The organism is Novosphingobium sp. AAP83 (assembly GCF_001295795.1).
Taxonomy (GTDB): Bacteria; Pseudomonadota; Alphaproteobacteria; order Sphingomonadales; family Sphingomonadaceae; genus Novosphingobium.
In genome coordinates this window covers 1-24803 of sequence record NZ_LJHY01000073.1, presented here as the reverse complement: position 1 = coordinate 24803, position 24803 = coordinate 1, and the positions used below count along the sequence as shown (strand labels likewise).

Annotated in this window: 19 protein-coding genes; 10 read left to right on the top strand and 9 right to left on the bottom strand. The window is 59.7% G+C overall.

Annotation, left to right across the window (positions count from 1 at the left end):
- Positions 1–10: 10 nt before the first annotated feature.
- The 4 genes from IP81_RS19170 to IP81_RS19155 all read right to left on the bottom strand — a co-directional run bounded on the left by IP81_RS19170 (position 11) and on the right by IP81_RS19155 (position 5842).
- Positions 11–2185: a 3-hydroxyacyl-CoA dehydrogenase NAD-binding domain-containing protein gene (locus IP81_RS19170; protein WP_054109618.1), complete on the bottom strand. Its 2175-nt coding sequence runs from the start codon at positions 2183–2185 to the stop codon at positions 11–13.
- A gap of 14 nt (positions 2186–2199) precedes the next feature.
- Positions 2200–3414, bottom strand: coding sequence for an acetyl-CoA C-acetyltransferase (locus tag IP81_RS19165; protein WP_054109617.1), 1215 nt, complete (start codon positions 3412–3414; stop codon positions 2200–2202).
- Between the two features lie 118 nt (positions 3415–3532).
- On the bottom strand, positions 3533–4219 hold the full coding sequence (locus tag IP81_RS19160) for a TetR/AcrR family transcriptional regulator (RefSeq protein WP_054109607.1): 687 nt from the start codon (positions 4217–4219) through the stop codon (positions 3533–3535).
- 27 nt (positions 4220–4246) lie between these two features.
- Entirely contained in the window at positions 4247–5842 is a 1596-nt protein-coding gene (locus IP81_RS19155) for an AMP-binding protein (protein ID WP_054109606.1), read from the bottom strand.
- A gap of 735 nt (positions 5843–6577) precedes the next feature.
- Between IP81_RS19155 and IP81_RS19150 the strand changes: the two genes are divergently transcribed.
- Complete coding sequence (locus IP81_RS19150) at positions 6578–7960, top strand: hypothetical protein (protein ID WP_054109605.1); 1383 nt, start codon at positions 6578–6580, stop codon at positions 7958–7960.
- A gap of 154 nt (positions 7961–8114) precedes the next feature.
- On the opposite strand, the gene IP81_RS19145 is transcribed toward IP81_RS19150, so the two are convergent.
- Positions 8115–8318, bottom strand: a complete 204-nt coding sequence (locus IP81_RS19145) for a helix-turn-helix domain-containing protein (RefSeq protein ID WP_369800791.1) — start codon at positions 8316–8318, stop codon at positions 8115–8117.
- An 83-nt stretch (positions 8319–8401) separates the two neighbouring features.
- Between IP81_RS19145 and IP81_RS19140 the strand changes: the two genes are divergently transcribed.
- The 3 genes from IP81_RS19140 (at position 8402) to IP81_RS19130 (ending at position 11148) form a co-directional block, all read left to right on the top strand.
- Positions 8402–8878 carry a hypothetical protein gene (locus IP81_RS19140; RefSeq protein WP_054109603.1) on the top strand — a complete coding sequence of 159 codons (477 nt, stop codon included), beginning with the start codon at positions 8402–8404 and terminating at the stop codon, positions 8876–8878.
- A gap of 216 nt (positions 8879–9094) precedes the next feature.
- On the top strand, positions 9095–10300 hold the full coding sequence (locus IP81_RS19135; protein WP_054109602.1) for a CoA transferase: 1206 nt from the start codon (positions 9095–9097) through the stop codon (positions 10298–10300).
- A complete protein-coding gene (locus IP81_RS19130; protein ID WP_054109601.1) occupies positions 10297–11148 on the top strand; it encodes a hypothetical protein in 852 nt (283 codons plus the stop codon). The genes IP81_RS19135 and IP81_RS19130 overlap by 4 nt, the downstream gene beginning before the upstream one ends.
- Positions 11149–11164: 16 nt before the next feature.
- Here IP81_RS19130 and IP81_RS19125 read toward each other — a convergent pair whose 3' ends face one another.
- Positions 11165–11893 carry an IclR family transcriptional regulator gene (locus IP81_RS19125; RefSeq protein WP_054109600.1) on the bottom strand — a complete coding sequence of 243 codons (729 nt, stop codon included), beginning with the start codon at positions 11891–11893 and terminating at the stop codon, positions 11165–11167.
- Between the two features lie 182 nt (positions 11894–12075).
- Between IP81_RS19125 and IP81_RS19120 the strand changes: the two genes are divergently transcribed.
- The 6 genes from IP81_RS19120 to IP81_RS19095 all read left to right on the top strand — a co-directional run bounded on the left by IP81_RS19120 (position 12076) and on the right by IP81_RS19095 (position 20369).
- The gene (locus IP81_RS19120; RefSeq protein WP_054109616.1) at positions 12076–13239 is read left to right on the top strand and encodes an acyl-CoA dehydrogenase family protein; all 1164 of its coding nucleotides are present in this window, start codon (positions 12076–12078) and stop codon (positions 13237–13239) included.
- Between the two features lie 30 nt (positions 13240–13269).
- Positions 13270–14490 carry an acetyl-CoA C-acetyltransferase gene (locus IP81_RS19115; protein ID WP_054109599.1) on the top strand — a complete coding sequence of 407 codons (1221 nt, stop codon included), beginning with the start codon at positions 13270–13272 and terminating at the stop codon, positions 14488–14490.
- On the top strand, positions 14487–16079 hold the full coding sequence (locus IP81_RS19110; protein WP_054109598.1) for an acyl-CoA dehydrogenase family protein: 1593 nt from the start codon (positions 14487–14489) through the stop codon (positions 16077–16079). The genes IP81_RS19115 and IP81_RS19110 overlap by 4 nt, the downstream gene beginning before the upstream one ends.
- A gap of 5 nt (positions 16080–16084) precedes the next feature.
- Complete coding sequence (locus IP81_RS19105) at positions 16085–16867, top strand: enoyl-CoA hydratase-related protein (RefSeq protein ID WP_054109615.1); 783 nt, start codon at positions 16085–16087, stop codon at positions 16865–16867.
- A gap of 31 nt (positions 16868–16898) precedes the next feature.
- Positions 16899–18944, top strand: a complete 2046-nt coding sequence (locus IP81_RS19100; RefSeq protein WP_054109597.1) for a 3-hydroxyacyl-CoA dehydrogenase NAD-binding domain-containing protein — start codon at positions 16899–16901, stop codon at positions 18942–18944.
- Between the two features lie 249 nt (positions 18945–19193).
- Positions 19194–20369, top strand: a complete 1176-nt coding sequence (locus tag IP81_RS19095; protein ID WP_054109596.1) for an acetyl-CoA C-acetyltransferase — start codon at positions 19194–19196, stop codon at positions 20367–20369.
- A gap of 67 nt (positions 20370–20436) precedes the next feature.
- Here the strand turns inward: IP81_RS19095 and IP81_RS19090 are convergent, their stop codons facing one another.
- The 3 genes from IP81_RS19090 to IP81_RS19080 all read right to left on the bottom strand — a co-directional run bounded on the left by IP81_RS19090 (position 20437) and on the right by IP81_RS19080 (position 24263).
- On the bottom strand, positions 20437–22641 hold the full coding sequence (locus tag IP81_RS19090) for a xanthine dehydrogenase family protein molybdopterin-binding subunit (protein WP_054109595.1): 2205 nt from the start codon (positions 22639–22641) through the stop codon (positions 20437–20439).
- A complete protein-coding gene (locus tag IP81_RS19085) occupies positions 22634–23113 on the bottom strand; it encodes a (2Fe-2S)-binding protein (protein ID WP_054109594.1) in 480 nt (159 codons plus the stop codon). The genes IP81_RS19090 and IP81_RS19085 overlap by 8 nt, the downstream gene beginning before the upstream one ends.
- Positions 23114–23294: 181 nt before the next feature.
- Positions 23295–24263: a rhodanese-related sulfurtransferase gene (locus tag IP81_RS19080; RefSeq protein ID WP_054109593.1), complete on the bottom strand. Its 969-nt coding sequence runs from the start codon at positions 24261–24263 to the stop codon at positions 23295–23297.
- Positions 24264–24803: the final 540 nt, after the last annotated feature.

The window sequence follows — 24803 nt, the reverse complement described above, 5'->3', positions numbered from 1 at the left end:
GCCTTTCGGATCAGGCCGCGAGGGCCAGGCCGGGGGAGCGTAACGCGTTTTCACCATGGAAGGTCTGGCCATCGCGCGCCATATCGCGGACCAGTTGTGGCATCGCGTAGAGATCGCCGTAGAGTGCGGCCAGACGATCACATTGAGCAATCACATGGGGCAGGCCCAGCGTGTCCATCGCGGCAAACGGCCCGCCAAGATAGGCAGGGAAGCCCACGCCAAGCGTTGCTCCCAGATCGCCGTCGATCACATCAACCAACACGCCTTGCGCAAAGGCGCGCGCGCCTTCGGCCAGTTGGGCGTAAAGTATACGGTCCTTGACCTCGGCAATGGAGGGCTGCTGCAAAAGCGCCGGGTACAGCGCGCCAAGACCGGTCCATAACCGCTTGTCGCCGCTGGCGTCCCAATCGAAAAAGCCCTTGCCGTTCTTCATGCCATAACGGTCTGCTTCGAACAGCTTGCCGATCACAGCGAAGCGCAGTTCCGTCTCGCCCCGGTCTGCGGCCTGGCTTTTGCCGGCGTGATAGCTTACATCGATCCCGATGGAATCCGAAATGGTCAGCGCGCCCATCGGCATGCCCACCATGCGCGCACCGTTTTCAATCAGCGCGGGTTTCACGCCGCTTTCCACCATATCAAGGCTGGCAGTGATGAAGGCACCGATGAAGCGGGTGGTGAAGAAGCCGGGGCCATCGTTGACGGTGATCGGCGTTTTGCGGATCGCGCTGACGAAATCGAGCGCGGTTGCCCAACTGGTATCGTCCGACTTTTTGCCCCGGATGATTTCGACCAACGGCATCCTTTCCGCCGGACTGAAAAAGTGCATGCCAATGAACCGCGCCTGATCCGTGGCATATTCGGCAAGGCTGGTGATCGGCAGGGCCGAGGTGTTGGATGCGATCACGGTGCCCGCCGGAACAGCGGCGGCGATTTTGGCAATCACGTCCTTTTTGACGGCGCGGTCTTCAAAAACGCTTTCGATGACCAGTTGCGTCTGGCCAAGCGCGGCATAATCGGTGCCGGGGTGGATGTGGCCCAGCACTTTATCGATCTTGGCCTGAGTGGTGCGGCCCTTTTCCAGATCGCGCGCCATCCGTTTGGCGGCATAGGCCTTGCCTTTTTCCGCCGAGGCAAGATCACGGTCGATCAGCACCACATCGATCCCGGCCTTGGCGGCAGCAAAGGCAATGCCTGCGCCCATCGTGCCTGCACCAACGATACCGATGCTGCGGAACGCCGCTTTTTCGACGCCCGCCGGACGCGCGGCAAGGCTCTCGGCCTTGCCCTTTTTGATGAACATTGTGCGGATCAGGTTGCGCGCCACCGGATCGATCATCAATTGCGCAAAGTATTTGGATTCAACGCCCAGCGCCTTGTCCATCGGCAATTGCAGGCCTTCATAAAGGCAGGCGGCGATCTTTTCCGGCCCCGGCATGTTGCCGAACGTGTTGGCGCGGGTATGGGCGTTCAAGCCGATGAATGTGTTGCGAAACGATGGCGTCAGGGTGTCCCCGCCGCCGGGCACCTTGAAGCCCTTCTTGTCCCACGGCTGCACCGCATCGCCACCGGCGCGCAACCATGCCTTGGCCGCTTCGATCAATCCCTCTGCCGGAACGACGGCATGGACAACGCCAGATTTCAGTGCCTCTTGCGGGGACAGGTTCTTGCCTTGCAACAACAGCGGCAGGGACGCGGCCAGCCCGATCAGGCGGGGCAGGCGCTGGGTGCCGCCGCCACCGGGCAGCAGGCCCACCTGCGATTCGGGCAGGCCCAGCATGATGCGCGGATCATCGGCGACCACGCGATAATGGCAGGCGAGCGCGATCTCCAGACCGCCGCCCAAGGCCAGCCCGTTGATGGCGCAGGCCACCGGCTTTCCGGCGGTTTCCATCCAGCGCAACAGGCGTGACAGGCTGCCAAACAGATGCGCCACTTCGGCAGGGGCCATGCTGGCCACGTCCAAGCCGCCGCCCAGCATCTTGAGATCACCGCCGGCAACGAAAGTGGATTTGCCCGACGTGATGACCACGCCCTTGACCGCATCATCTGCCATCGCGCGGCGCAAGGCAGCCTCAAACGCCTCGCTTAGCGCCGGACCAAGCACGTTCATCTTTTCGCCCGGAAGGTCGAGTACCAGCGTGCAGAGGCCATCGCCATCGACGCTGTAGGTTACGGCTTCACTCATCGTCATGCGCTCCCTCAACCTGCCCGTTCCAACACCATGGCAATGCCCATGCCGCCTGCCGCGCAGAGCGTGACAACGCCAAGGCCCACATCGCGGCGTTCCATTTCATCAACCAACGTGCCTGCAATCATCGCGCCGGTAGCGCCTAAGGGATGGCCCATGGCGATGGCACCGCCGTTCACGTTCATGCGGTCATGCGGGATGTTCATCGTGTCCATCAGCCGCAGCGGAACGGCGGCGAAGGCTTCGTTCAGTTCCCAAAGATCGATGTCGGAAGGGACAAGACCCGCAACATCCAGCGCGCGCTGGCAGGCAGGCGTCGGGCCATCGAGCATCAACGCAGGCTCCGATCCCAGCGTGATGAACGCACGGATGCGCGCACGCGGCTTCATTCCATATTGTGCGCCAGCCTGTGCAGAGCCGATCAGCACAAGGCCTGCACCATCTACGATGCCGGAACTGGATGCGGCAGTGTGGATGTGTTCGATCCGGTCAACTTCAGGATAGCGTTGCAGCGCAAGACCATCAAAGCTCATGGTTTTGCCAATGTCGGCAAAGGCAGGTTTGAGCGCGCCCAGTGTTTCCAGCGTGGCATCGGGGCGGATATGTTCGTCATGGGCCAGAAGGACCGTGCCCAGAACGTCCACTATCGGTACGATAGCACGATCAAACCGGCCTTCGCTCCACGCTTGTGCGGCGCGTTGCTGGCTGGCCAGCGCATAGGCATCGAGATCGGCGCGGGAATAACCGTTCAGCGTGGCGAGGAGATCGGCGCTGACGCCTTGCATCACGAATGGCGTATGGTTTGAAACGCGCGGATCAATGCCATGCGGGCCGCCACCATCGGCCCCCATCGGAATGCGCGACATGCTTTCCACGCCACCCGCAATCGCCATTTCGGTCATGCCGCAGCCGATTTTTGCGGCCAGAATGCTCACCGCCTCAAGCGCCGATGCGCAGGCGCGATTGATGTGCAGCCCTGCGGCCCGATCGGAAAAGCCCGCGAGAATGGGGGCAATGCGCGATAATGTAGCGCCTTGTTCACCGGCGGCGGAAACAGTGCCCAAGACCAGTTCATCAAGGCTGTCATCTGGAAGCCCGTTGCGCTGCTTTAATGCGACCAGCAGTTGCCGGACCAATTCGACGGGGGTCGCCTCATGCAGACCGCCGTCAGGTTTGCCGCGCCCGCGCGGGGTTCGCACATGATCGTATATGAAAACGTCGCGCATGATGGTGTCGATCCGAATCCCGATGCCTAAAATAATATAATGCATTATAAATAAGTGCGCGAACGTCAAGAGGCGTAGCGGGAATTCCGCTTGGAGATGGGATGACGATGCGGCGGCTTCAGTCTTTCTGAGGCGTGGCAGCCTTCATCGCTTCGGCCAGTCTGGCCTGGGCGACATCATCAAACAAACCATAGAAAACCATGGCAAACCCTGCGCGCAGTTCGCGTTGCAACCGGTCAGTGTGCCAGTCTTGCAAGGCCCAGCGTTCAAATGTTGCGTCAAACAGGCGCGTCAGCGTTGTGGCCAGCACCCCCTTGGGAACATTTGCAGGCAAAAGGCCATCGCTGCTCAGCCCTTCAATCAAAGGCTGCACCAGCAGCGCGCCCACGGGACTGGCGAATTGGGCGGTCTCGGCTGTGCCCAACGCGTAAAGCGCCTTGACCAGATTGCGGTAAAACGTCGGCTCTTTGGCATAGGCGGCCACCAGACGGTCAACCACGCCCAGCACCCTTTCAGTAGGCGGCAGGCCATTCATCCAAGCATTATCGCGGTTGAAGCCGCGCACCTGCCCTTCGAACAACTGGTTAAGCACAGCCGCCTTCGAGCCGAACAGATTGTAGGGCGTGGCAAGGCTGACGCCCGCGCGCGATGCCAGTTCCGGCATCGAAAAGTTGCCGTTTTCGCGTTCGGCAATCAATTCGCCCGCTGCACGAACCAACCGTCGGCGGCGCTCGGCAAGCCCTTGCTGGCGGCGGCCAATTTTCGGGGTTTCGGTGGCTTCAAGATCAGTTCCGGCTTGGTCCACGCTTGGTCCCCGTCAAAATCGCGCCGTTCAATCTAGGGCATTTGCAGCGACGCTTAAAGCCCAGCGATAGTCCTGTTTCCCTGCGGGCGAGCGGCGCACTTCGTCAACCCAGACCAGCGCCTTTGGCACTTTGTAGCCAGCCAGCCGTTGCCCCAGAAATTCGCGCAAGTCAGCAAGCGCAGGTCGCACCGCGCCATCGCGCGGCGATACAATGGCCACCACGCGCTCACCCCAGCGGGGATCGGGCTGTCCGGCAACCACCGCATCCCTGATCGCGGGATGATCGCGCAACACCTGTTCCACTTCTTCGGGGAAAACCTTTTCGCCGCCGCTGTTGATGCAGGTTGATCCACGCCCGAACACGGTGATCATGCCGTCCTGCTTAAGGCGGCCAGCATCACCACTGATAACCCAGACCTTGTCATCTATCATGCGGAACACTTCGGCCGTTTTATCCGGGTCACCGAAATAGCCGACCGGCATATGGCCGGATCGGGCGATGATCCCGGTTTCACCCGCCAGTGCAAAGCGATCATCCACCACGACCTTTAGATTATCACCGGATGGCAATTGCATCATGCCATCGCGGCTGATCGCCCCGGCGCCCGCGATCCCGGTTTCGGATGATCCCATACCATCAGTAATAGCCACCGATGCGGGCAAAAGCTGGCGCAAATCATCCTTCACGCTTTGTGAAAACACCGCGCCGCCCGATCCGACATTGACCACCCGCTGCAAATTCCAGCGATCAGGATTGGCGCGCAACGCATCGCGCAGCGGTATGGCCATGGCATCGCCAACGATCTGCACGATATTGACGCCAAGGGCTTCGACCTTTGTCCAGATCGCTTCCGGATCAAACGTGCGGTTCTCGTCTACAACGACGGTGAGCCCGTTAAACAACGCCGATAAAGCGGCCCACAAGGCTGCGGCATGCATCAGCGGGGCAAGCGGGAAAAGCTTGAGCGGATAGCCATTGGCGGCTCGATCCGCGATATCTTGCGGCACCTGCATCGCCCCCGATGGGGTGAAATATCCCGCACCCCCGATGCAGCCGAACACAAAGTCCTTGTGCCGCCACATCACGCCCTTGGGCATGCCCGTGGTGCCGCCGGTATAGATCAGGAGGATATCGTCTTCGTCACGCTCGAATTGCGAAACGGCGGGGCTATCAAGCAGGCTGCCATAGTCGACAAGTCCGCCTGTATCCGCGCCCGAACCGTCATCTACCGCCACGGCTAACTTGAGGTCGGGCAAGTGCGGCTGCAATGCGCGAATGATGCCACTGAATTCGGCACCATGAATGATTGCTGCCGCTGATGCGTTCTGGAACAGATAGCGCAGTTCGTCTTCACGGTAGCGGAAATTGACGTTGAACGGCACCGCACCCAGCTTCACGATGGCGATAAAGGCTTCGATGTATTCGGCCCGGTTCATCATATAGATGCCCACCGTATCGCCGCGCGCCACACCGTGCGCCGCAAGACCGGCTGCAATCGCGTCTGCCCGCGCGTTCAATTCGGCAAAGGTCAGGGTGAGGCTATCTGATTCAAGTGCGATCTTGTCAGGCACGGTTGCCGCGACCGTTTCAAACAGGTCTGCCAGGTGAAACTGCTGTGCCATAGATCGCGCCTCTCCCGTTTTTGCTTTTAGTGCCCGCCTAGCTCCCGCACGATAAGGGGGCCAAGCTTGTCCATCCGAATCACGCTTGGTTCGACGAAATACTGCCAATTTTTTTTTAAAAGGCATTATAACTTTTAAGAGCGCTCTTGGTTTTTGAGGCTATCTTGGACAAACCAGTCGCAAATGGATTCGACGCATCCAGCAACCACTGGCTGCCTGGCTGCCTGGCTGCCTGGCTTCAGGGTTTGGGGCCACGTTGTGTGAAAGGTAAGTTGGGCATGGCTACACTTGCCTGCCGCTTGGCTGCTTCTATCGCGCTTCCCAGATCCGGCTCAAATCGATGCTTTCAGGTGAATGGCGGGTTCCGAACCTAAGCAGACGTTCACAACGAAACCGCTGAACGACTTGAGTTGGTCGACAGCTGCCTCTTCGGTCTCTCGCTATCCTCTGCCATTTGGGTGCGTTTTGTGGCTTACGCAGCCCTTTGCACCAAAATTTCCCAATAATTTGAGCGTTCATCGCTTTCATGTCGGCTGCACCATTTTTGAAAAAACTTTCAAATTCAGCCGCTTCAACTTTCACCCGACCCCCATATGCTGGGCACCGTGTAATTGATTTCGCCTCCCTCATGCATGGTACAAAGTCGGTTTGGCGTTTCAATGCAGGAGGGTGACCAATCGCAGATATGCCAAATCGTCGTTACATAAAGATCGCTGATCCGATAAAATGGCGCAAATGAGAATCAGCCCCGAAAATCCTTCATGGACCGCGCCAAAGGCGGGCCATGACTGGCGCGACGACAATGTCCTGCTCGCCACCGCTTGGCTCTCGGAACTGGCGGACCGCCGAACCTGGAAGCGCCGGATGGATTCGACGCGCGACCGGTTTCTGGTGGCGGAGGCGTTATGGGCAAAGGGCGAACCGACGATGTTCTACGATCCTCGGGACACAGCCGCATGGTACATCTTCCAGGTAAACTCCTATGCGAACGATCGCATGAACTGGGTGCCGGCCGAAGCTGTCCGGATGGTACCAACATTCACTCGCCTTGGCGAGGAACTACCAACTCTACTTGGCATTACGGGCGCTGAGGCGCGCGCGGCTAGATTGATGAACGGTGACCGCAGCCAGCCCGATGGAGGCCTATTCGAACTTCTCGTTGCTTTGGCCTATCGCCGCAACGGTTGGAATACGGAATTTGTGACCGAACGGCCTGGTGTCACACGAACCCACGATATCAACGTCCGAAAAGGACGCCGCCGTTGGGCAGTTGAATGCAAACGGACGGACCGGTCGAGCTACGACGCTAGAGAGAAGGCGCGTGGCGAACGACTTGCTGGCCCTGCGCATGCCCTCGCGCTTGCGAACAATCGCTCGATTATTGTGAACATCGCGTTTGTCGCCGAGCTCGACATAGTGCCTGACGATTATCTCGCTAAGCGCGTTGCTGCCTATCTCGACGGGACTGGCCCCAACCGATGGACCGACAATCAGGGCGCAGGTACAATCCGCGAGATCGACTGGTCATTGGCTCATAATGTACTTGCGAACGACGATGTCTATTTCGGCTCCAGCCGGATGATTGAGTTGCTGGTTGGTCATTATGACCATGACTGTGCCCATAGCATGACCGCGAAATGGCGGCCGGGACGCGGCCGTCCCTTATGGGCGAGCGCAATCTATCAGGCGAGCGTAGTGCGCTGGCGCAGCCTTTCGAAGGAGGCGGTAAGGAAGAAAGCAAAGCACTTCCGCGCTATCGTCGCCAAAGCTGCCAGGCAGCTCCCGCAAGACCGCCCAGGTGTTGTACATGTCGGTGTCGAGACCTGGAGCGGCGGCGACGTCGATGGCGTTCGCCACTTCCGAAATATGCTGGAAATGACGTTGTTTGATCCGGGAGCGACGCGGCTCCGCTGGGTATATGGCGAATATTTCGCGCCCGAAGTCAGTACGCGATCGGATGAGAGCTGGGCGGTCGAAGAAACCTCGGCATCATACCGGATCGGCCAGCATCACACACCGGAACCATTACCAGATCACATGCTCCTATCGCCAGAAAAGCAAATTAATCATGGCGTTCATTGGGATCCCTCGAGCCAATTTCCTCTCAGACGACGCTAGGGGTAGATATTACTTTTCGGCCATGTGGGAGCACGTTTTGGCTTAAACGGCGCGTTGAACCGAGATTTTCCAACGATTTTGATGCCCATCACTTTCAAATTGGGACAGCATCAACCACAACAATTGTATAAAAATGCCTTCGACACACCAGGCCTTAATCTGACGACAAAAGTTCAATTGGTACCACACCGATCGCCTGCGCTAATTCAAACAGCGTTACCACCGTTGGATTTCGGTGCCCGCGTTCAAGGCCGCTAATGTATTGTTGGGAGAAGCCGGAAATCTCCGCAACCTTCTCCTGCGTCAGGCCCCGCTCTTGCCTAATGCGAGCAAAATTCCGTCCCACGAGCCGCCGCATGTCCATGCAAAAGCCATCGCAATCGGCGGACTGCAGGTTTATCAACTATATTATGTAATTTCATATTGGGGAGGATTTGAACGATGGAAGGCTTACGCGAGGCAAAATTGCTGTGCCAAACTGTCTCCCGTTTTGCCGTGGAGCGGTTCCAGCGTTTGGCGACTGAGGTCATTGCTCACATCCAGACATACCCTGCTTGCGCATTGTTCGGCGATGATGAGAACGCCTCAAACCTTTGGGACGATTACTGTTACGACCAACAGACAGGGCCTGTGACATTTTTGGAATTTGCATGGTCTGATGTCTTTGAGCCTCATCTAAAAGAAACGATTGGCGCGCTTGATCGGTCAGAGGCAACTTTACTCACGTTCTACTGTTGTTGGGACCTGTATGAAGATCCAATCAATATTGTCGGTGAACCGCCAAACGGTATCTATGAGGACGCGTTGGCTGCAGAAATAATGGACGCGGTCACGAGGGTGGCACTAAACCGCCGATTGCCGGATGACGAAGAGGGTGAAGACGACTGGTCGGAAGACGATGACCCTTCCGACGATTAACGCTACCAACAAAACATCATGCAGTAACGTCGATTATCCGCGTGACCTGCTAAGAGTGCCCTGCCATTAACACGGCTCTCTATGGGGGAGAACCTGTATGTCACTGAATGGTCAGCTCTCGCGGTCGGGCTGGCTTGTTCCGGCTGGTTGCCAGAGATAATCCGATAGCTTAGTTCGCTGTCCCGTCACGATCTACCGTGGGATGGGAACGGCATCATGTATGATTTGCTTGGCAATCTCACGATCATCGAAGCATCTTCGTTTGTCGCATCGCCTACGGCTGGGCTTTATTGCGCGCAAATGGGGGCCGAGGTGGTCCGGGTGGATCAGATTGGCGGCGGACCGGACTTTCGCCGCTGGCCGGTGACGGCGCAAAACGATTCCCTTTATTGGGAAAACCTCAACCGCGCCAAGAAATCGGTTGCGCTCGATTTGGACAAGCCGGAAGGCCGTGAATTGCTGCAAGCGCTGGTGCGCGCGACCGGGCAGTTCATCACCAACTTCCCGGCAGAGGGCTTCCTTTCGCACGAAAAACTGGCGCAAGGGCGGGCTGATCTGGTGACGGTGCGGGTGATGGGCTGGGCCGATGGCAGCCCGGCGCTGGACTATACGATCAACAACACCGTCGGTTACCCGATGATGACTGGTGCAGGCCCGGCCCCTGTTAATCATGTGCTGCCTGCGTGGGACTTGCTGTCAGGCGCTTATGCGGCCTTTGCGCTGCTGGCGGCGATCCAGCGCCGCAGCGTGACCGGGCAGGGCAGCGAAGTGCGGGTGCCGCTTTCGGATGTGGCGATTGGCACCGTGGCCAATCTGGGCGGCATTGCCGAGGTGCTCTATGGCGGGGCCAACCGTACGCGCCTTGGCAACACGGTCTATGGCCTGTTTGGCCGTGATTTTGTGACTGCCGATGGCCAGCGCACGATGATTGTGGTGGTGACGCCCCGCCAATGGAGCAACCTTGTCGCGGTGCTGGGGATCGGCGATGCGGTGGCGCGGATCGAGGCGGAAAGGGCCGTGAGTTTCGCCAAGGATGACGGCTTGCGCTTTACCCACCGCGATGCGCTGTTCCCCGTTTTCGAGGCGGCAATCAGCGCGCGGACGCATGCTGATCTGGCCGCAGCGTTTGATGCAGGCGGGATCGTGCATTCGCCTTATCGCACCATGCTTGATGCCGTTCACGATCCTGTGCTGGTGCAGGATAACCCGATGTTCGGGCAGGCCAGCAATCCCAGCGGCTTTGATTATCCGGCGGCAGGCCCGTTTGCCACGGTGCCGCAGCATGAGCGCGGCACGCCGCAGCCTGCCCCGCGCAACGGCCAGCATAGCGAAGAGGTCTTGGGTGAGCGGCTGGGCCTGTCATCGGGCGAGATTGGCCGGTTGATTGACGCTGGCATCGTAGGAACGGCGGGCGCTGAATGAACGCGTGGCATGCATGGATCGGCCGCGAGGAAGTTCGCCAAGATAGCCTTGAGGCTGCTTTGGTGCAGCGGTGGTGCGCCACGCTCGACCGCGAAGTGCCCGAAGGCGGCACTGTGCCACAGGGCTTGCATTGGTGTTTGTGTGTGCCTGATGCGCCAACCGCGCGACTGGGCGATGACGGGCATCCGGCGCGTGATGATAGCCTGGAAAGCTTCCTGCCGCCGCTTTCTCTTCCACGCCGGATGTGGGCGGCGAGCGCGGTGGAGTTTCTTGCGCCCTTGCGGATCGGCGCTGCGATCAAGCGCGTTTCCCGTGTGAAATCGATCACGCCCAAGCAAGGCGGCACGGGGCCGCTGGTGTTTGCCGAAGTGGAACACGAGACATCATGTGGCGGCGTTTTGGCGGTGCGCGAAGCCCAATCGCTCGTCTATCGCGAGGCTTCGGCGCAGGGCGGGGCGCTTGCACCTCCACCGCCGGGTGCGGGGCGCTTCGATACGAGCGGATGGGATGCGACGCGCGAGGTGTTGCCATCCGAGCCGCTGCTGTTCCGCTATTCCGCGCTGACGTTTAACAGCCACCGGATCCATTATGACGGGGCCTATGCCACCGGGGTTGAGGGCTATCGCGGCCTTGTGGTGCATGGGCCGCTGGTGGCCAGCCTGTTGCTTGATCTTGCCCGCCGCGAATTGGGCGAGCAGGCACTGGCCAGCTTTGCGTTCAGGGGCGTTTCACCCGCGATCTGTGGCGAGGCGTTGCATCTTGCCATGCGCCAAAGCGAAGGCGGGTTGGAACTGGGCGCTTTTGCCAGCGATGGCCGCCCCGTGATGAGCGCTTCTGCCAGAGCCTAACCGAAAAAACGCGGTTTCACGCAATCGCGTGTTTGATGCCCTGCAGCGCAGTGCCAATGTTCGTCATGTCCATGGTGCTGCGCGAGCCTGAAAAGAGCGAGGCCGATACGCAAAAACCGGGGGGCAGATCGGGCAGGGCAACTGCGATCGTACAAACGCCGGCAAAGGCCGTGCCGTCGTCCACGGCATAGCCGCAGGTCCGCGCCGAGCGCACCTCATCGATATAATCGCGCAGGCGCACGGCTTTTTGCCATTTCACTTCGGCAAAGCGTCGGGCGATTTCGCCATCATCGATGCCTTGTGCTGCGGCCAGGGCACGACCCACCGCTCCGCTGCCCAACGGCTGGCGCTGCCCTTCGGCCAATTGGATGCGCAGCATGGCATCACATTCGGCATGGGCGATCAGCCGCACGCGTTGGCCGGGGATGACCTGCCACAGGCCGATGGTGGCGCTGGCCTGTTTGGCGGCTTCGGCCATCAGGGGGGTGATCCGGTCAATCAAGGTCTGGGTCTTGCCGGAACCGAACAGGCCGGTGGCGGCCCAGTCTGCGGCGAGGCGATAGGTCTTGCGCTTTCCTTCGAAATCCACCGCGCCTTCATCAACCAGCGTGCGCAGCAGATTGAGGCAGCTTGAGGGATTGAGCCGCATGGCGCGCGCAACATCGGTCAAGCTTTGCGCGCCCGATGCGGCAAGCAGGCGCAAGATGGCAAAGCCAAGGGCAAGGGAGCGGACGCGGGTCGTCATGGATCGGACATTATTCATATATTTGAATTTGCATTCGCACAATTGAAAAGAAGGCAGGCGCGGGATAGGGACTAACGGCTTGGCGAGACTCTGTTTTTCCGCCCGTTTCAGCAAGGATTCTTATCTTGGCTATCAGCAATCCCGGCCCCAATTCAGGCCCCAATGCAGGCCCCAATGCAGGCATGGATCCCGAGGCTTTCGAGCAGTTCATGGGGCAACTGCAACGCTACGTTCGGGAGCGGTTGCTGCCCGCCGAGCAGGAAGTGATTGCAAGTGACGCGATCCCTGCGGAAATCGTGCAGGAAATGCGCGACATGGGCCTGTTCGGGCTGACCAACGCCGAGGAATTTGGCGGCGCGGGCATGAATGCCAGCCAATATGTGCGCACGGTGCATGCGCTTGCCTATGCGATGCCGGCGTTCCGTTCGATCATCTCGATCAACATCGGCATGTTCAGTTCCGCACTGAAGAATGGCGGCACGGAAGCGCAAAAAGCGCACTGGCTGCCGCGCGTTTGTGCGGGCGAAATTGCGGCGTTCGGACTGACTGAGCCGGGATCGGGGTCGGACTCTGCGGGGATGCAGACATCGGCGGTCAAAACCGGCAGCGGCTGGGTGCTGAACGGTACGAAGCGCTACATCACCAATGCACCGCATGCCAAAGTGGCGCTGATCATGGCACGCACGTCGAAGGAAAACCTGTCCAAGAACGCGCACGTTTCTGCCTTTATCGTGCCGATGGATACGCCGGGTTTATCGGTGGGCAAGGCGGACAAGAAAATGGGCCAATCAGGCAGCGCGATTGCCGACATCATTATGGAAGATGTCCATCTGCCCGATGATGCCTTGCTGGGTGGAGAGCTGGGCCGGGGCTTTGTCATCGCGATGAAGAGCCTTGATAACGGGCGCATTTCGGTGGGCGCAGCGGCAACCGGCTATGCCCGACGCGCGCTGGATTCGGCGATCCGCTATGCAACCGAGCGCAAGGCCTTTGGCGAACCGATTGCGAACTTCCAGTTGATCCAGCAGATGCTGGCCGATTGCGAGATCGAGATTTACGCCGCCGAATGCATGCTCGAAGATGTGGCGCGCAGGGTAGATGCAGGGACAAGCGTGCTGCGCAAGGCGGCGGCGTTCAAGGTGTTTGCATCGGAAATGTGTGGCCGCGTGGTTGATCGTGTGGTGCAGGTCTATGGCGGTGCGGGCTATCTGGCAGAATACGATGCCGAACGCTTCTTCCGCGATGCGCGCATTTACCGCATCTATGAAGGCACCACGCAGATATTGCAGCTACAGATCGCCAAGCACATGCTGCGCGAATTCAATGCGGGCGTTTCTGGCGCATAGTCGGCCCTTCGAGGATACCAGGGAAAAGCCATGTCACAGACCACACTACGCCGCGCCGCCATCGTTTCGCCCATCCGTACTGCCGTGGGCAAGTTCGGCGGTGCGCTATCGTCGATGAGCGCGGGTGATCTGGGCGCGGTGATCATCAAGGCACTGATGGAGCGGACCAAGGTCGATCCGCTGCGCGTGGACGATGTCGTGTTCTCGCAAGGCTATGGCAATGGTGAAGCGCCTGCGATTGGCCGCTGGTCGTGGTTGGCGGCAGGCTATCCGATTGAAGTGCCGGGTTACCAGTTGGACCGGCGTTGCGGTTCGGGCCTGCAAGCGGTGATCAATGCCGCGATGATGATCCAGACCGGCGCTTCGGACGTGGTGCTGGCAGGCGGCGTTGAATCGATGTCGAATGTGGAACATTACACCACGCAAATCCGCAAGGGTGTGAAGGCGGGCGGGCTTGAATTGCATGACCGGTTGGCGCGCGGGCGCTTGATGTCGCAGCCGATATCGCGCTTCGGGGTGATCTCGGGCATGATCGAAACGGCGGAGAACTGCGCCAAGGATTGGGGCATCACGCGCGAGCAGTGCGATACTTATGCCGTGCGCTCACACCAGCGCGCTGCGGCGGCTTGGCAGGCCGGGCTGTTCGATGATGAACTGGTGCCGGTGGCGATCCCGCAGCGCAAGGGTGATCCGGTGATCTTCGCGCGTGACGAAGGCTATCGCGCCGATGCCACGATGGCATCGCTGGGCGCGCTGCGTCCGCTTGAAGGCGGCGTGGTGACGGCAGGCAATGCCAGCCAACAGAATGATGCAGCTGCTGCGTGCCTTGTGGTGGCCGAGGACAAGCTGGAGGAACTGGGGCTTGAGCCGTTGGCGTGGGTCCATTCGTGGGCAGCGGCGGGCTGTGACCCAAGCCGCATGGGCATTGGCCCGGTTCCGGCGGTGGAGCGCCTGTTTGCGCGCAACGGCCTGTCATGGTCAGACCTTGGCGTGATCGAATTGAACGAGGCGTTTGCGCCGCAAGTTCTGGCGGTGCTCAAAGGCTGGGGCTGGAGCGAGGATGACAGCCGCCACGATATGCTCAACGTCAATGGTTCAGGCATTTCGCTGGGTCATCCGATTGGCGCAACCGGCGGGCGCATTCTGGCCAACCTCCTGCGCGAAATGCAGCGCCGCGATGCGCGCTATGGCATCGAGACGATGTGCATCGGCGGTGGGCAAGGCATTGCCGCGATCTTCGAGAAGGCATGATGAACAGCACCGCGCTGAACGCTGCCCGCGATTACCGCGCCGCCGCGCTTGAGGCCCTGCGCCAACGCCTGGCCGGCAATCCGATCGATGCAGAGCAGCGCGCCGCGCATGGCTTTGCTTGGGTTGCGACAAGCGTAGCCGCGCTTGAAGCGATGGATGCGTGGCTGGAGGCCAATGGCGGCGGCACCGCGCTGGATCGCAATGTGGCGCAACTCGCCTTTGCCGAGACGATTGCGCAACTGGTTGGCGGTTTGCCGATGGGGCAGAATGAGCTGTTCCGCCCCGCCGACCTCGGGTTGACTGCCGCAGCCGCCACCTTGGCGCAAGCAGCGCAAGACTTGCTTGAAGCCGACCATGCGCCAACTCGCGCGGCGGTGGCAGCGGCGCTGGTGGAAGGGCACTGGCCGACCGAGAGCTTCCGCGATGCAGAGCTTGACGCCATCCGTGACCAGTTCCGCAAGTTTACTGATGCTGAAATCCTGCCAGCGGCGCACAAGTGGCACCTGGCCAATGACCTGATCCCCGATGATGTGGTGCGCCGCATGGCCGACCTTGGCACATTCGGCGTGTGCATCCCTGAAGAGTTTGGCGGGCTTGGCCTTGGCAAGCTGGTGATGTGCCTGGTGACCGAGGAGTTGTCGCGCGGCTGGATCGGCACGGGATCACTGGGGACGCGCTCTGAAATTGCGGGCGAATTGATCGTGCTGGGCGGCACGGCAGAGCAAAAAGCGCACTGGTTGCCCAAAATCGCCAGCGGCGAAGTGCTGCCCACAGCGGTATTCACCGAACCCGATGTGGGATCAGACCTTGGCAGTCTGACCACGCGTGCGGTGCGCAACGCCAGTGGGCAATGGGTCATCACCGGGGCCAAAACATGGATCACCCACGCCAGCCGGTCTGACATGATGACCATGCTGGTGCGCACCCTGCCCGATGCAAAGGGCTATGCAGGCCTGTCGATGCTGCTGGTGCCCAAGCCACGCGGAACCGATAGCAACCCCTTCCCGGCAGAGGGCATGGCTGGCAGCGAGATCGAGGTGCTCGGCTATCGCGGGATGCGCGAATATGCGCTGTCGTTTGATGGCATGGTGGCCCCGGCTGACGCTTTGCTGGGCGGCGAGGAAGGACAGGGATTCAAGCAGCTTATGCGCACGTTTGAAGGCGCGCGTATCCAGACAGCAGCGCGTGCGGTCGGCGTGGCCAAACGCGCGATTGAACTGGGGCTGGACTATGCGCTGAACCGCAAGCAGTTCGGGCAGGCCATCGTCGCCTTCCCGCGCGTGGCCGATAAGCTGGTGATGAGTCTTGTCGACATGGTGATGGCGCGCGAACTGACATATGATGCGGCACGCACCAAGGATTCGGGCAAGCGCTGCGATATCGAAGCAGGCATGGCCAAGCTGCTCGGCGCGCGTGCGGCATGGTCAAACGCCGATGCCGCGTTGCAGATTCACGGCGGCAACGGCTATGCGCTGGAATATGAAATAAGCCGCGTGCTGTGCGATGCGCGCATCCTCAATATCTTCGAAGGCGCTGCCGAAATCCAGGCACAAGTGATCGCCAAGGGCCTTGCTGGAATGAAGGAATGATCGGAATGCAATATACGCAGATCCTCTACACACTGACCGACGGTGTGGCGCGCATTGCGTTTAACGATCCCGCGACGCTCAATGCTTCGAACGAGGTGATGTCAGCCGAATTGCTTGACGCGCTTGACCGGGCGGCGTCTGAAGCGCGCGCGATTGTGTTGACGGGCGAAGGCCGCGCGTTCTGCTCGGGCGCAAACCTTGCCAATTTTGAAAAGAAGCTCGACGATCCCCGCATCGATGTGGGCACCGCGCTTGATCGCCATCTCAATCCGGCGATCATCGCGATCAAATCGATGGAATTGCCGGTGGTGACCGCGGTCAAGGGACCGGCTGCGGGCGTTGGCTGCGGCCTTGCCTTGTCGGGCGATATCATCGTTTGTGGCGAAAAGGGCTACTTCTTCTTCGCCTTCCGCCATGTCGGCCTCCTGCCCGATGGTGGCTCATCCTATTTGCTGTCAAAGGCGATTGGCCGGGTGCGCGCTATGGATATCATGCTGCGCGGCAAGAAGGTTTACGGGCCACAAGCGCTCGATTGGGGGCTGGTCACCGAAGTCGTTCCTGATGATGACGTCGACGCCCGCGCTATGGAAATTGCGCGCGAACTGGCCAGTGGTCCGCGCTCGCTTGCCTATATCAAGCAGCAAGCGTGGCTGGCGCTTGACCAGAGTCTTGAAACCGCTCTGACCAGTGAACGTGTGCATCAGCGCAAGGCATGCCGCAGCGAAGATTTCGCTGAAGGTGTCCGCGCGTTCACGCAAAAGCGCAAACCGGAATTCAAGGGCCGCTGAGCTCTGCTAAACCATTGTATTGGAGTATATCATGAGCGAAGTCGGCACTTACGAAGTCATTGACGGCATTGGCGTCATCACGATCAATTCCCCACCGGTCAACGCGCTGGGTTACAACACCCGCGTTGCGCTGGACGAAGGCTTTCGCAAGTTTGGCGCGGATGATGCGGTGAAGGCGATTGTTCTCGCTTGCGCGGGGCGCACGTTCTTTGCAGGCGCTGATATCTCGGAATTCGGCCAACCGCCTCGCGCGCCTGATCTGCGCGATGTGCTCGATCTGATTGAAAATACCGCAAAGCCGGTGATTGCCGCGATTCACGGCACCGCATTGGGTGGCGGTTATGAACTGGCGCTGGTGTGCCATCACCGCATCGCTGTGCCTTCTGCCAAGGTCGGCCTGCCCGAAGTGAAGCTGGGCCTGCTGCCCGGCGCTGGCGGCACGCAACGTCTGCCCCGCATTGTCGGCATCGAAGCCGCGCTCGATATCATCACCGGCGGCAATCCGATTGGCGCCAGCCAAGCGCTGTCATTGGGCATGATCGATGCGCTGGCGCAAGAGGGCAATCTGGCAGCCGATGCCGTGGCATTTGCGCGCACGATCCTTGCCGAAGGCCGTCCGCTCGTCAAAGTGCGTGACCGTCAGGACAAAGTAGAACCGGCGCGCGGCAAGCCTGAAATCTACGCCGGTTTCATGAAGAAGAACGCCAAGGCGTTTCGCGGATTTCAGGCTCCGGTCAACATTGTGAAGGCGATTGAAGCCGCTGCCGAACTGCCGTTCGATCAGGGCATCGTGCGCGAGAGGGAATTGTTTGAAGACCTGATGGCGGGCAGCCAGAGCGGGGCACAGCGCAACTTCTTCTTTGCCGAACGCCAGACCACCAAGATCCCCGATGTGCCTTCGGACACGCCGATCCTGCCGATCAAAACGGTTGGCGTGATCGGTGCAGGCACGATGGGTGGCGGCATCACGATGAACTTCCTCAACGCCGGCATCCCCGTGACGCTGGTGGAAATGACGCAAGAAGCGCTTGATCGCGGCACCGGTGTGATCCGCCGCAATTACGAGAATACCGCCAAGAAGGGTCGGATGACGCAGGATCAGGTGGAACAGCGCATGGCGCTGATCACCCCTGCGATCACATATGACGCACTGGCCGATGTCGATCTGGTGATCGAAGCGGTGTTCGAGGAAATGTCGGTCAAGAAGGCCGTGTTCGGCAAGCTTGACGCAATCTGCAAGCAAGGCGCGATCCTTGCGTCGAACACCTCGTACCTTGATCTCAACGAAATTGCCGAAGCCACATCGCGCCCGCAAGACGTGATCGGTCTGCACTTCTTCTCGCCCGCCAATGTCATGCGCCTGCTCGAAGTGGTGCGCGGGGCAAAGACGCGCAAGGATATCATCGCCACGGCCATGGCGTTGGCCAAGACCATCGGCAAAGTGCCGGTGCTGGCAGGCGTGTGCCACGGCTTCATCGCCAACCGTGTGATGACCGTGCGCAGCCTTGCGGCTGACGCACTGGTGTTGCGCGGGCCAAGCCCTCAGGAGATCGACAAGGCGATCTTCGATTACGGCTTTGCGGTTGGCCCCTATCAGATGATGGATATCGTCGGCCTCGACGTGATCGGGCGCGGCGCGACCGAACGCACCATTCGCGGCGATCTGGTGAAGCTTGATCGGCTTGGCCAGAAGAAGAACGGCGGCTTTTACGATTACGATGAAAACCGCAACGCCACGCCAAGCCCGGTTGCGGCCAAGGTTATCGCCGATCTGGCCGCTGATCTTGGCATCAACGCGATAGGCTCGCTCGGTGCGGACGAGATCGTGGCGCACTTGCTCTACCCCGTCGTCAACGAAGCTGCGCGCGTGCTCGAAGAAGGCATTGCCCTGCGCGCCAGTGATATCGATGTCGCCTGTTTGCTGGGCTATAACTGGCCTGTCTTCACCGGCGGACCGACCTATTGGGCCGATACGGTCGGCCTCGACAAGGTAGTGGACGGGCTGCGCGCGATGGGCCACGAACCGGCCAGGCTGCTGGTTGAAAAGGCCGCCAAGGGCGAAAAGTTCAACGGCTGACCGGATGGGCAAGGGCTGGCGTGCCAGTCCTGCCAGCCAGTTCCAAGGCGTTTAGTGAGCTTACAGACGCAACACTTACCTTCGTCAGTAAATTCGTCATTGCGAGCCCCGCGCAGCGGGGAGAAGCAATCCAGAGCGACGCATAACCGCTCTGGATTGCTTCGTCGGCTTCGCCTCCTCGCAAGGACGAAGGGGTGTTTGGAAAAAAGTATAATCGCCAATTCTTTGAGACAACACAGGAGAGACAGGATGCCCGAAGCTTACATCGTTGCCGCCACGCGCACCGCCGGTGGCCGTCGCAATGGCCGTTTGCGCAATTGGGCTCCTGCCGATCTGGGCGGCGTGCTGCTGGATGAACTGGTGCGCCGCGCCGGGATTGATCCCGCGGCGATTGATGATGTGATCATGGGCTGCGTCAGCCAGGCGGGCGAACAGGCACAGCAAATCGCGCGGGCCTGCATCCTGTCGTCCAACCTGCCGCAAAGCGTGCCGGGTGTGACGATTGATCGCCAGTGCGGCTCATCGCAACAGGCGCTGCACTTTGCCGCACAGGCTGTGATGTCGGGCCAGCAGGATATTGTCATCGCAGGCGGCGTCGAAAGCATGACACGCGTGCCGATGGGCGCCCCGCGTGCTGGCGCGGCTGCAATAGGCCTCAACCGCGATCCGTGGACCCCGCGCATTCTGGAAAGGTACGGCGTAACTGATTTCTCGCAATTTGTTGGCGCAGAAATGATCGCGGCCAAGTATGGCTTCACCAAAGCTGATACCGATGCGTTCGGCCTTGAATCGCAAACCCGCGCGGCGGCGGCTACCGAGGTTGGCGCGTTCAAGGACGAGATTTTCGTCGTCGATGGCGTTGACGCCGAAGGCAATAGCGTTGCCCATGATCGCGATGAAGGCATCCGCTATGGCGCAACGCTGGAAGCGCTGGCCGGGGTCAAGCTGCTGCAAGAAGGCGGCGTGCTGACCGCCGCCACATCAAGCCAGATCTGCGATGCGGCATCGGGCTTGCTGGTCGTCAGCGAAAGCGCGTTGAAGGCGCACAACCTCACCCCGATGGCGCGTGTTCATGCGATGGCGGTGACCGGGGGTGATCCGGTGATCATGCTCGAAGAACCCGTCTTCGGCACGCAAAAGCTGCTGGCAAAAGCAGGCATGAAGATTGCGGACATCGATCTTTACGAAGTGAACGAAGCCTTCGCGACGGTTCCGATGGCCTGGCTCAAAGTGATCGAAGCCGATCCCGCACGGCTTAACGTCAATGGCGGCGCGATTGCGCTTGGCCATCCGCTGGGTGCCAGTGGCACCAAGCTGATGACCACGCTGATCCACGCCTTGCGCGCACGCGGCGGGCGCTATGGCTTCCAGACAATGTGCGAAGGCGGCGGGCTTGCCAACATGACCATCGTGGAGGCGCTGTAGCGCCACAACCAGTCGCCCGGGCAGCGGCTCCATAGCGCCAGAATGGCACCATGGAGCCGATGCTATTCTACGCTTCGTAAGGCAGGCTGCGCACCCGTTTTCCGGTCAGGCTGCTGATCGCATTGGCAATGGCCGCAATCGCCGGGGGCATCGCCGGTTCGCCAAGGCCGGTTGGCGGGTTGTCGGTCTTGACCATCGAGATTTCGATGGGCGGGACCACATCGATGCGGGGCAGGGCATAAGTATCGTAATTGGCCACTTGCACTTGCCCGCCGCTGATCGGCACTTTCAAACCTGAAATCACATGGCCCATGCCGTCAATCATCGACCCGCGAATTTGCTGTTCGGCATTCAGCGGGTTAATGATCGTGCTGCCAATGTCTCCGGCAACCCAGATCTTCGAAACGCGCACCGCGCCATCGGCTCCGGCGGCGCAATCTGCCACAACCGCAAAATAACCAAGGTGGCTGAAGTAGAACCCGAAGCCGCGACCCTTCACCGCCGCGTCGTCCCATTTGGCGATTTTCATCACCTCGCGGGTAACGCCCGCAGCACGGCCTGTGTGGAACGGTGGCGGCTGGAAGTAATCCGGCACGTCGGGAAGTTTGGGTGCCATGATCAGGCGCGGATCGCCGAGCAATTCGAGCATCAGCGCTGGCAAAGTCTTGCCCGCAGCGCTGGCCACTTCATCAAGGAAGCCCTGTGTGGCAAAGGCCAGTGTGTTGGAAGCCGGAGCGCGCAACCAGCCGAGCGGGATGTTGCTTTCCATCACGGTCATGCCAAGATCGGCATTTGCCACAATATTGGCCGGAAACAGGTCTGCGGGCAGTTCAGCACCGCGTCCCGGTTTGCCACCGGCACCAAATGTCACCAAATGGTCGCGAAACGCCACCAGTTTTCCGTTCGCATCAAGGCCTGCTTCGAACTGGTGAAAACCGCCAGGGCGGAAGAAGTCGAGCTTGAAATCTTCCTCGCGGTCATAGATCAATTTGACCGGAACGCCCGGCATATCGCGCGCGATTTTGGCTGCGAAGACCATGTAATCATTCTGTAAACGCCGGCCAAAGCCGCCGCCGATGCGGGTCAGGTTTACCGCGATTGCCGCTGGTTCAAGGCCCAGTGTTTTGGCAACCAGTTGTCGGCCTTCGTCCGGCATCTGGCTCGGTGCCCAGATTTCCAACTTGCCATCCTTGAACAGCGCCGTGCAGTTCTGCGGCTCCAGCGTGGCATGGGCGATGAACGGGTAAGTATACTGCTCTTTCAATACCTTAGATGCGCCTGCAAGCGCTGCATTGGTATCACCACTGGCCAGCACCGCCTCGGCGGGCTTCCCCGCAAAAGCCGCTTTGGCAGAGGCGGCAAATGAAGCATCCGAATGCTTCTCCCGCCCCTGATTATCCCATTGAACATCAAGGAGTTTTCGCGCTTCGTTGGCTGTCCACCAACTGTCGGCAACAACCGCCAGCCCGTCAACCGGCCCGTCCTCCTCACCAAGCTGCCGCAAAACCACCACTTTGCGCACACCTGCCACCGCCAGCGCCTTGGCCGCATCATGGCTGCGCAGCACCGCGCCGCGCACAGGCGCAGTCAACAAGGCAGCGTGAACCATGCCGGGCAATTGCGTATCAATCCCGAACAAGGGCTTACCAGCCACAATCGCCACCGTATCGGGACCGCGCACAGGCCGTCCGATGATCGAAAACTTTGCCGGATCCTTCAACTTCAACGTTTCGGCTGCGGGCACTGCTTCCTTGGCTGCGGCCTGCGCCAGCGCGGCATAAGGTGCGCGGCGACCTGTCGTGGCGTGGATCACCTCGCCATTGGCGGTGGAAAGCTCGGCAGCCGGGGCCGTCCATTGCTTGGCCGCAGCCGCCATGATCATGGCCCGAGCGGTCGCACCTGCTTGGCGCATCGGCATCCAGTTCATCGGGGTGGACATGCTGCCACCGGCAAACTGTTCGCCAAACTTTGCCTGATCGGCAACGGCTTGTTCTACGCGAACCGCCGACCACGCCACATCGAGCTCTTCGGCGATCAGCATCGGCAGCATCGCCTTGACGCCTTGGCCGATTTCGGGGTTTTTCGCCTTGATCGTCACGCTGTTATCGGCGTTGATTTGCACAAAAGCGGTGAGTTTGGCCGCTGCCGCCGCCGGGGCAGACTTGCCTTGTGCCGCGGCAAATTCGATTTCGAACGCCAGCGCGCCACCTGCGGCAAGCATGGCTTTCAGCGCAAAGCGGCGGGTCCCCGCCAGAAGGGCCTGATCAGACATTTGTGCCTCCTGCTGCCTTGCGGCCTGAAGCTTTGACGATGGCATCGCGGATGCGGTGATAGGTCCCGCAGCGGCAGAGGTTGCCTGCCATCGCAGCGTCAATTTCATCATCGGCGGGCGTCGGGTTGCTTTCGAGCAAAGCCACCGCGCTCATGATCTGGCCTGCCTGGCAATAGCCGCATTGGGGCACATCGATATCGATCCACGCCTCGCTGATCTTCTTGCCTATAGGGAGGGCTGCAACGCCTTCAATCGTGGTGATCGCAGCCGTTCCAACCGCGTCCAAGGTGGTGAGGCAAGCGCGAATGGCCTGTCCGTCCATCAAGACCGTGCAAGCCCCGCACAGGCCCTGACCGCAGCCGAATTTTGGGCCGACATAGCCCAGATCCTCACGCAGCACCCAGAGCAAAGGCTTGTCCGACGGCACATCCACCTCGCGCGACTGCCCGTTGACCTTGAGAACGGTCTTCATGTTCGAAACTCTCCTAGGTGCAAGCGATTGTGCACTTGCGAAATCGTTTTGTCCGCAACCATTGCGCGGCGCAAGCCTACCAATCAGGAATGGGGCATGCCTTTTGGGGCCATGCTTCGCCACGCAATCATGGAGCTTAGCGGATTCGTGGTGGCGTTGACACCGCGATGCGCCACCTTTGTTAACCTGCGTCAGGCCCTGGCAGCACCGCGCCGACATGCGCAACGCCGCGCTTGGTGGCGAGCGTTTCCTGGCGGTGGCGTTCGCGCGCAGAGGCGCGCTGCTCGTCGTTGCGTTCACCGTGGCAGGCAGCGCAACTGACGCCCGCTTCATAGAGCGGCGAGCGTTGGTCCTCTTCGTTTACCGGACGGCGGCAGGAAAAGCACAAGCTGTGCGTGCCTTCGACCAATCCGTGGCCAACCGTTACGCGCTGGTCAAACACAAAGCATTCGCCGCGCCACAAGCTTTCTTCTTCGGGTACCGTCTCCAGATATTTCAGGATGCCGCCTTTTAGGTGATAGACCTCTTCAACGCCTTCCTGCTTCAGAAAGGCGGTCGATTTTTCGCAGCGGATGCCCCCTGTGCAAAACATCGCAACTTTGGGCGGCTTACCTTCCCCCAAAAGCCTCGCACGCTCTTGCCGGAACCAGTCCGGAAACTCCCTGAAACTGGCAGTTTTGGGATCAATTGCGCGTTCAAATGTGCCAGCGGCCACTTCATAATCATTGCGGGTATCGATCACGATCGTGCCGGGGTCGGCAATCAGCGCGTTCCAATCCTGCGGGCTGACATATGTTCCGACGCTGGCGCGCGGATCAATATCGGGCTGGCCCATGGTCACGATCTCGCGCTTCAGCCGCACTTTTGTCCGGTGAAACGGCATGGTCGAAGCTGTAGACAGCTTCACATCGACTTCGGCGCAATCCGGGAGGCTACGGATGTGTTTGAGTACAGCGTCAATTCCGCTGGATGGCCCTGCAATTGTTCCGTTTATACCTTCAGGTGCCAGCAACAGTGTTCCGCGCACGCCATTTTCCCGGCACAATTGCTCAAGCGGCGCACGCAAAGCTGCACAATTGTCCAACCGGGTAAAACGATAGAGTGCGGCCACAATGACCGAGCCATGCGACTGACGATGGGAAGTATCCATATCCGCCCCATAGCGCCATAGGGGCAAAATTCCAGTGGTGACGCGTTATGGAGCGGGTAGCGGGACCGTGATCCATCATTCTATTTGATTCCTGATTTGATACCCATTCGGATGCCACATTTGTGCGGATTTCAGATGCGGATGTGTTTGATTCCGGTAGCGGGAATCCAACTGAAAATGCTTCATCAGCAGCTTCATTATGGGTCTTTGAGACGGTTTGATCGTGGGTTTCAGCCATTCTCTATCCATATCACATTCGCCACCATCAGGCTTTGATTCCTTGCAGAATCACTCTGTTTGGCGTATGCTCAACCCTTGGTTGATGGTGAGTTTGTAGCTCTCATTGTCCATGCTGGCTGTGTGTGGAAATATAAAATTAAAATTACTTTTCACACTTCTTCGTGATCGAAGATATATGTTGTCATATCACACTATATGTGTGTTTTATGCTTGACTGGTCATGTACACTTTGTTATAATCCGTTTGTCGGCATGAAATACTATTATAGTATATAGAGAATCACTACTGAGACACAGAGTG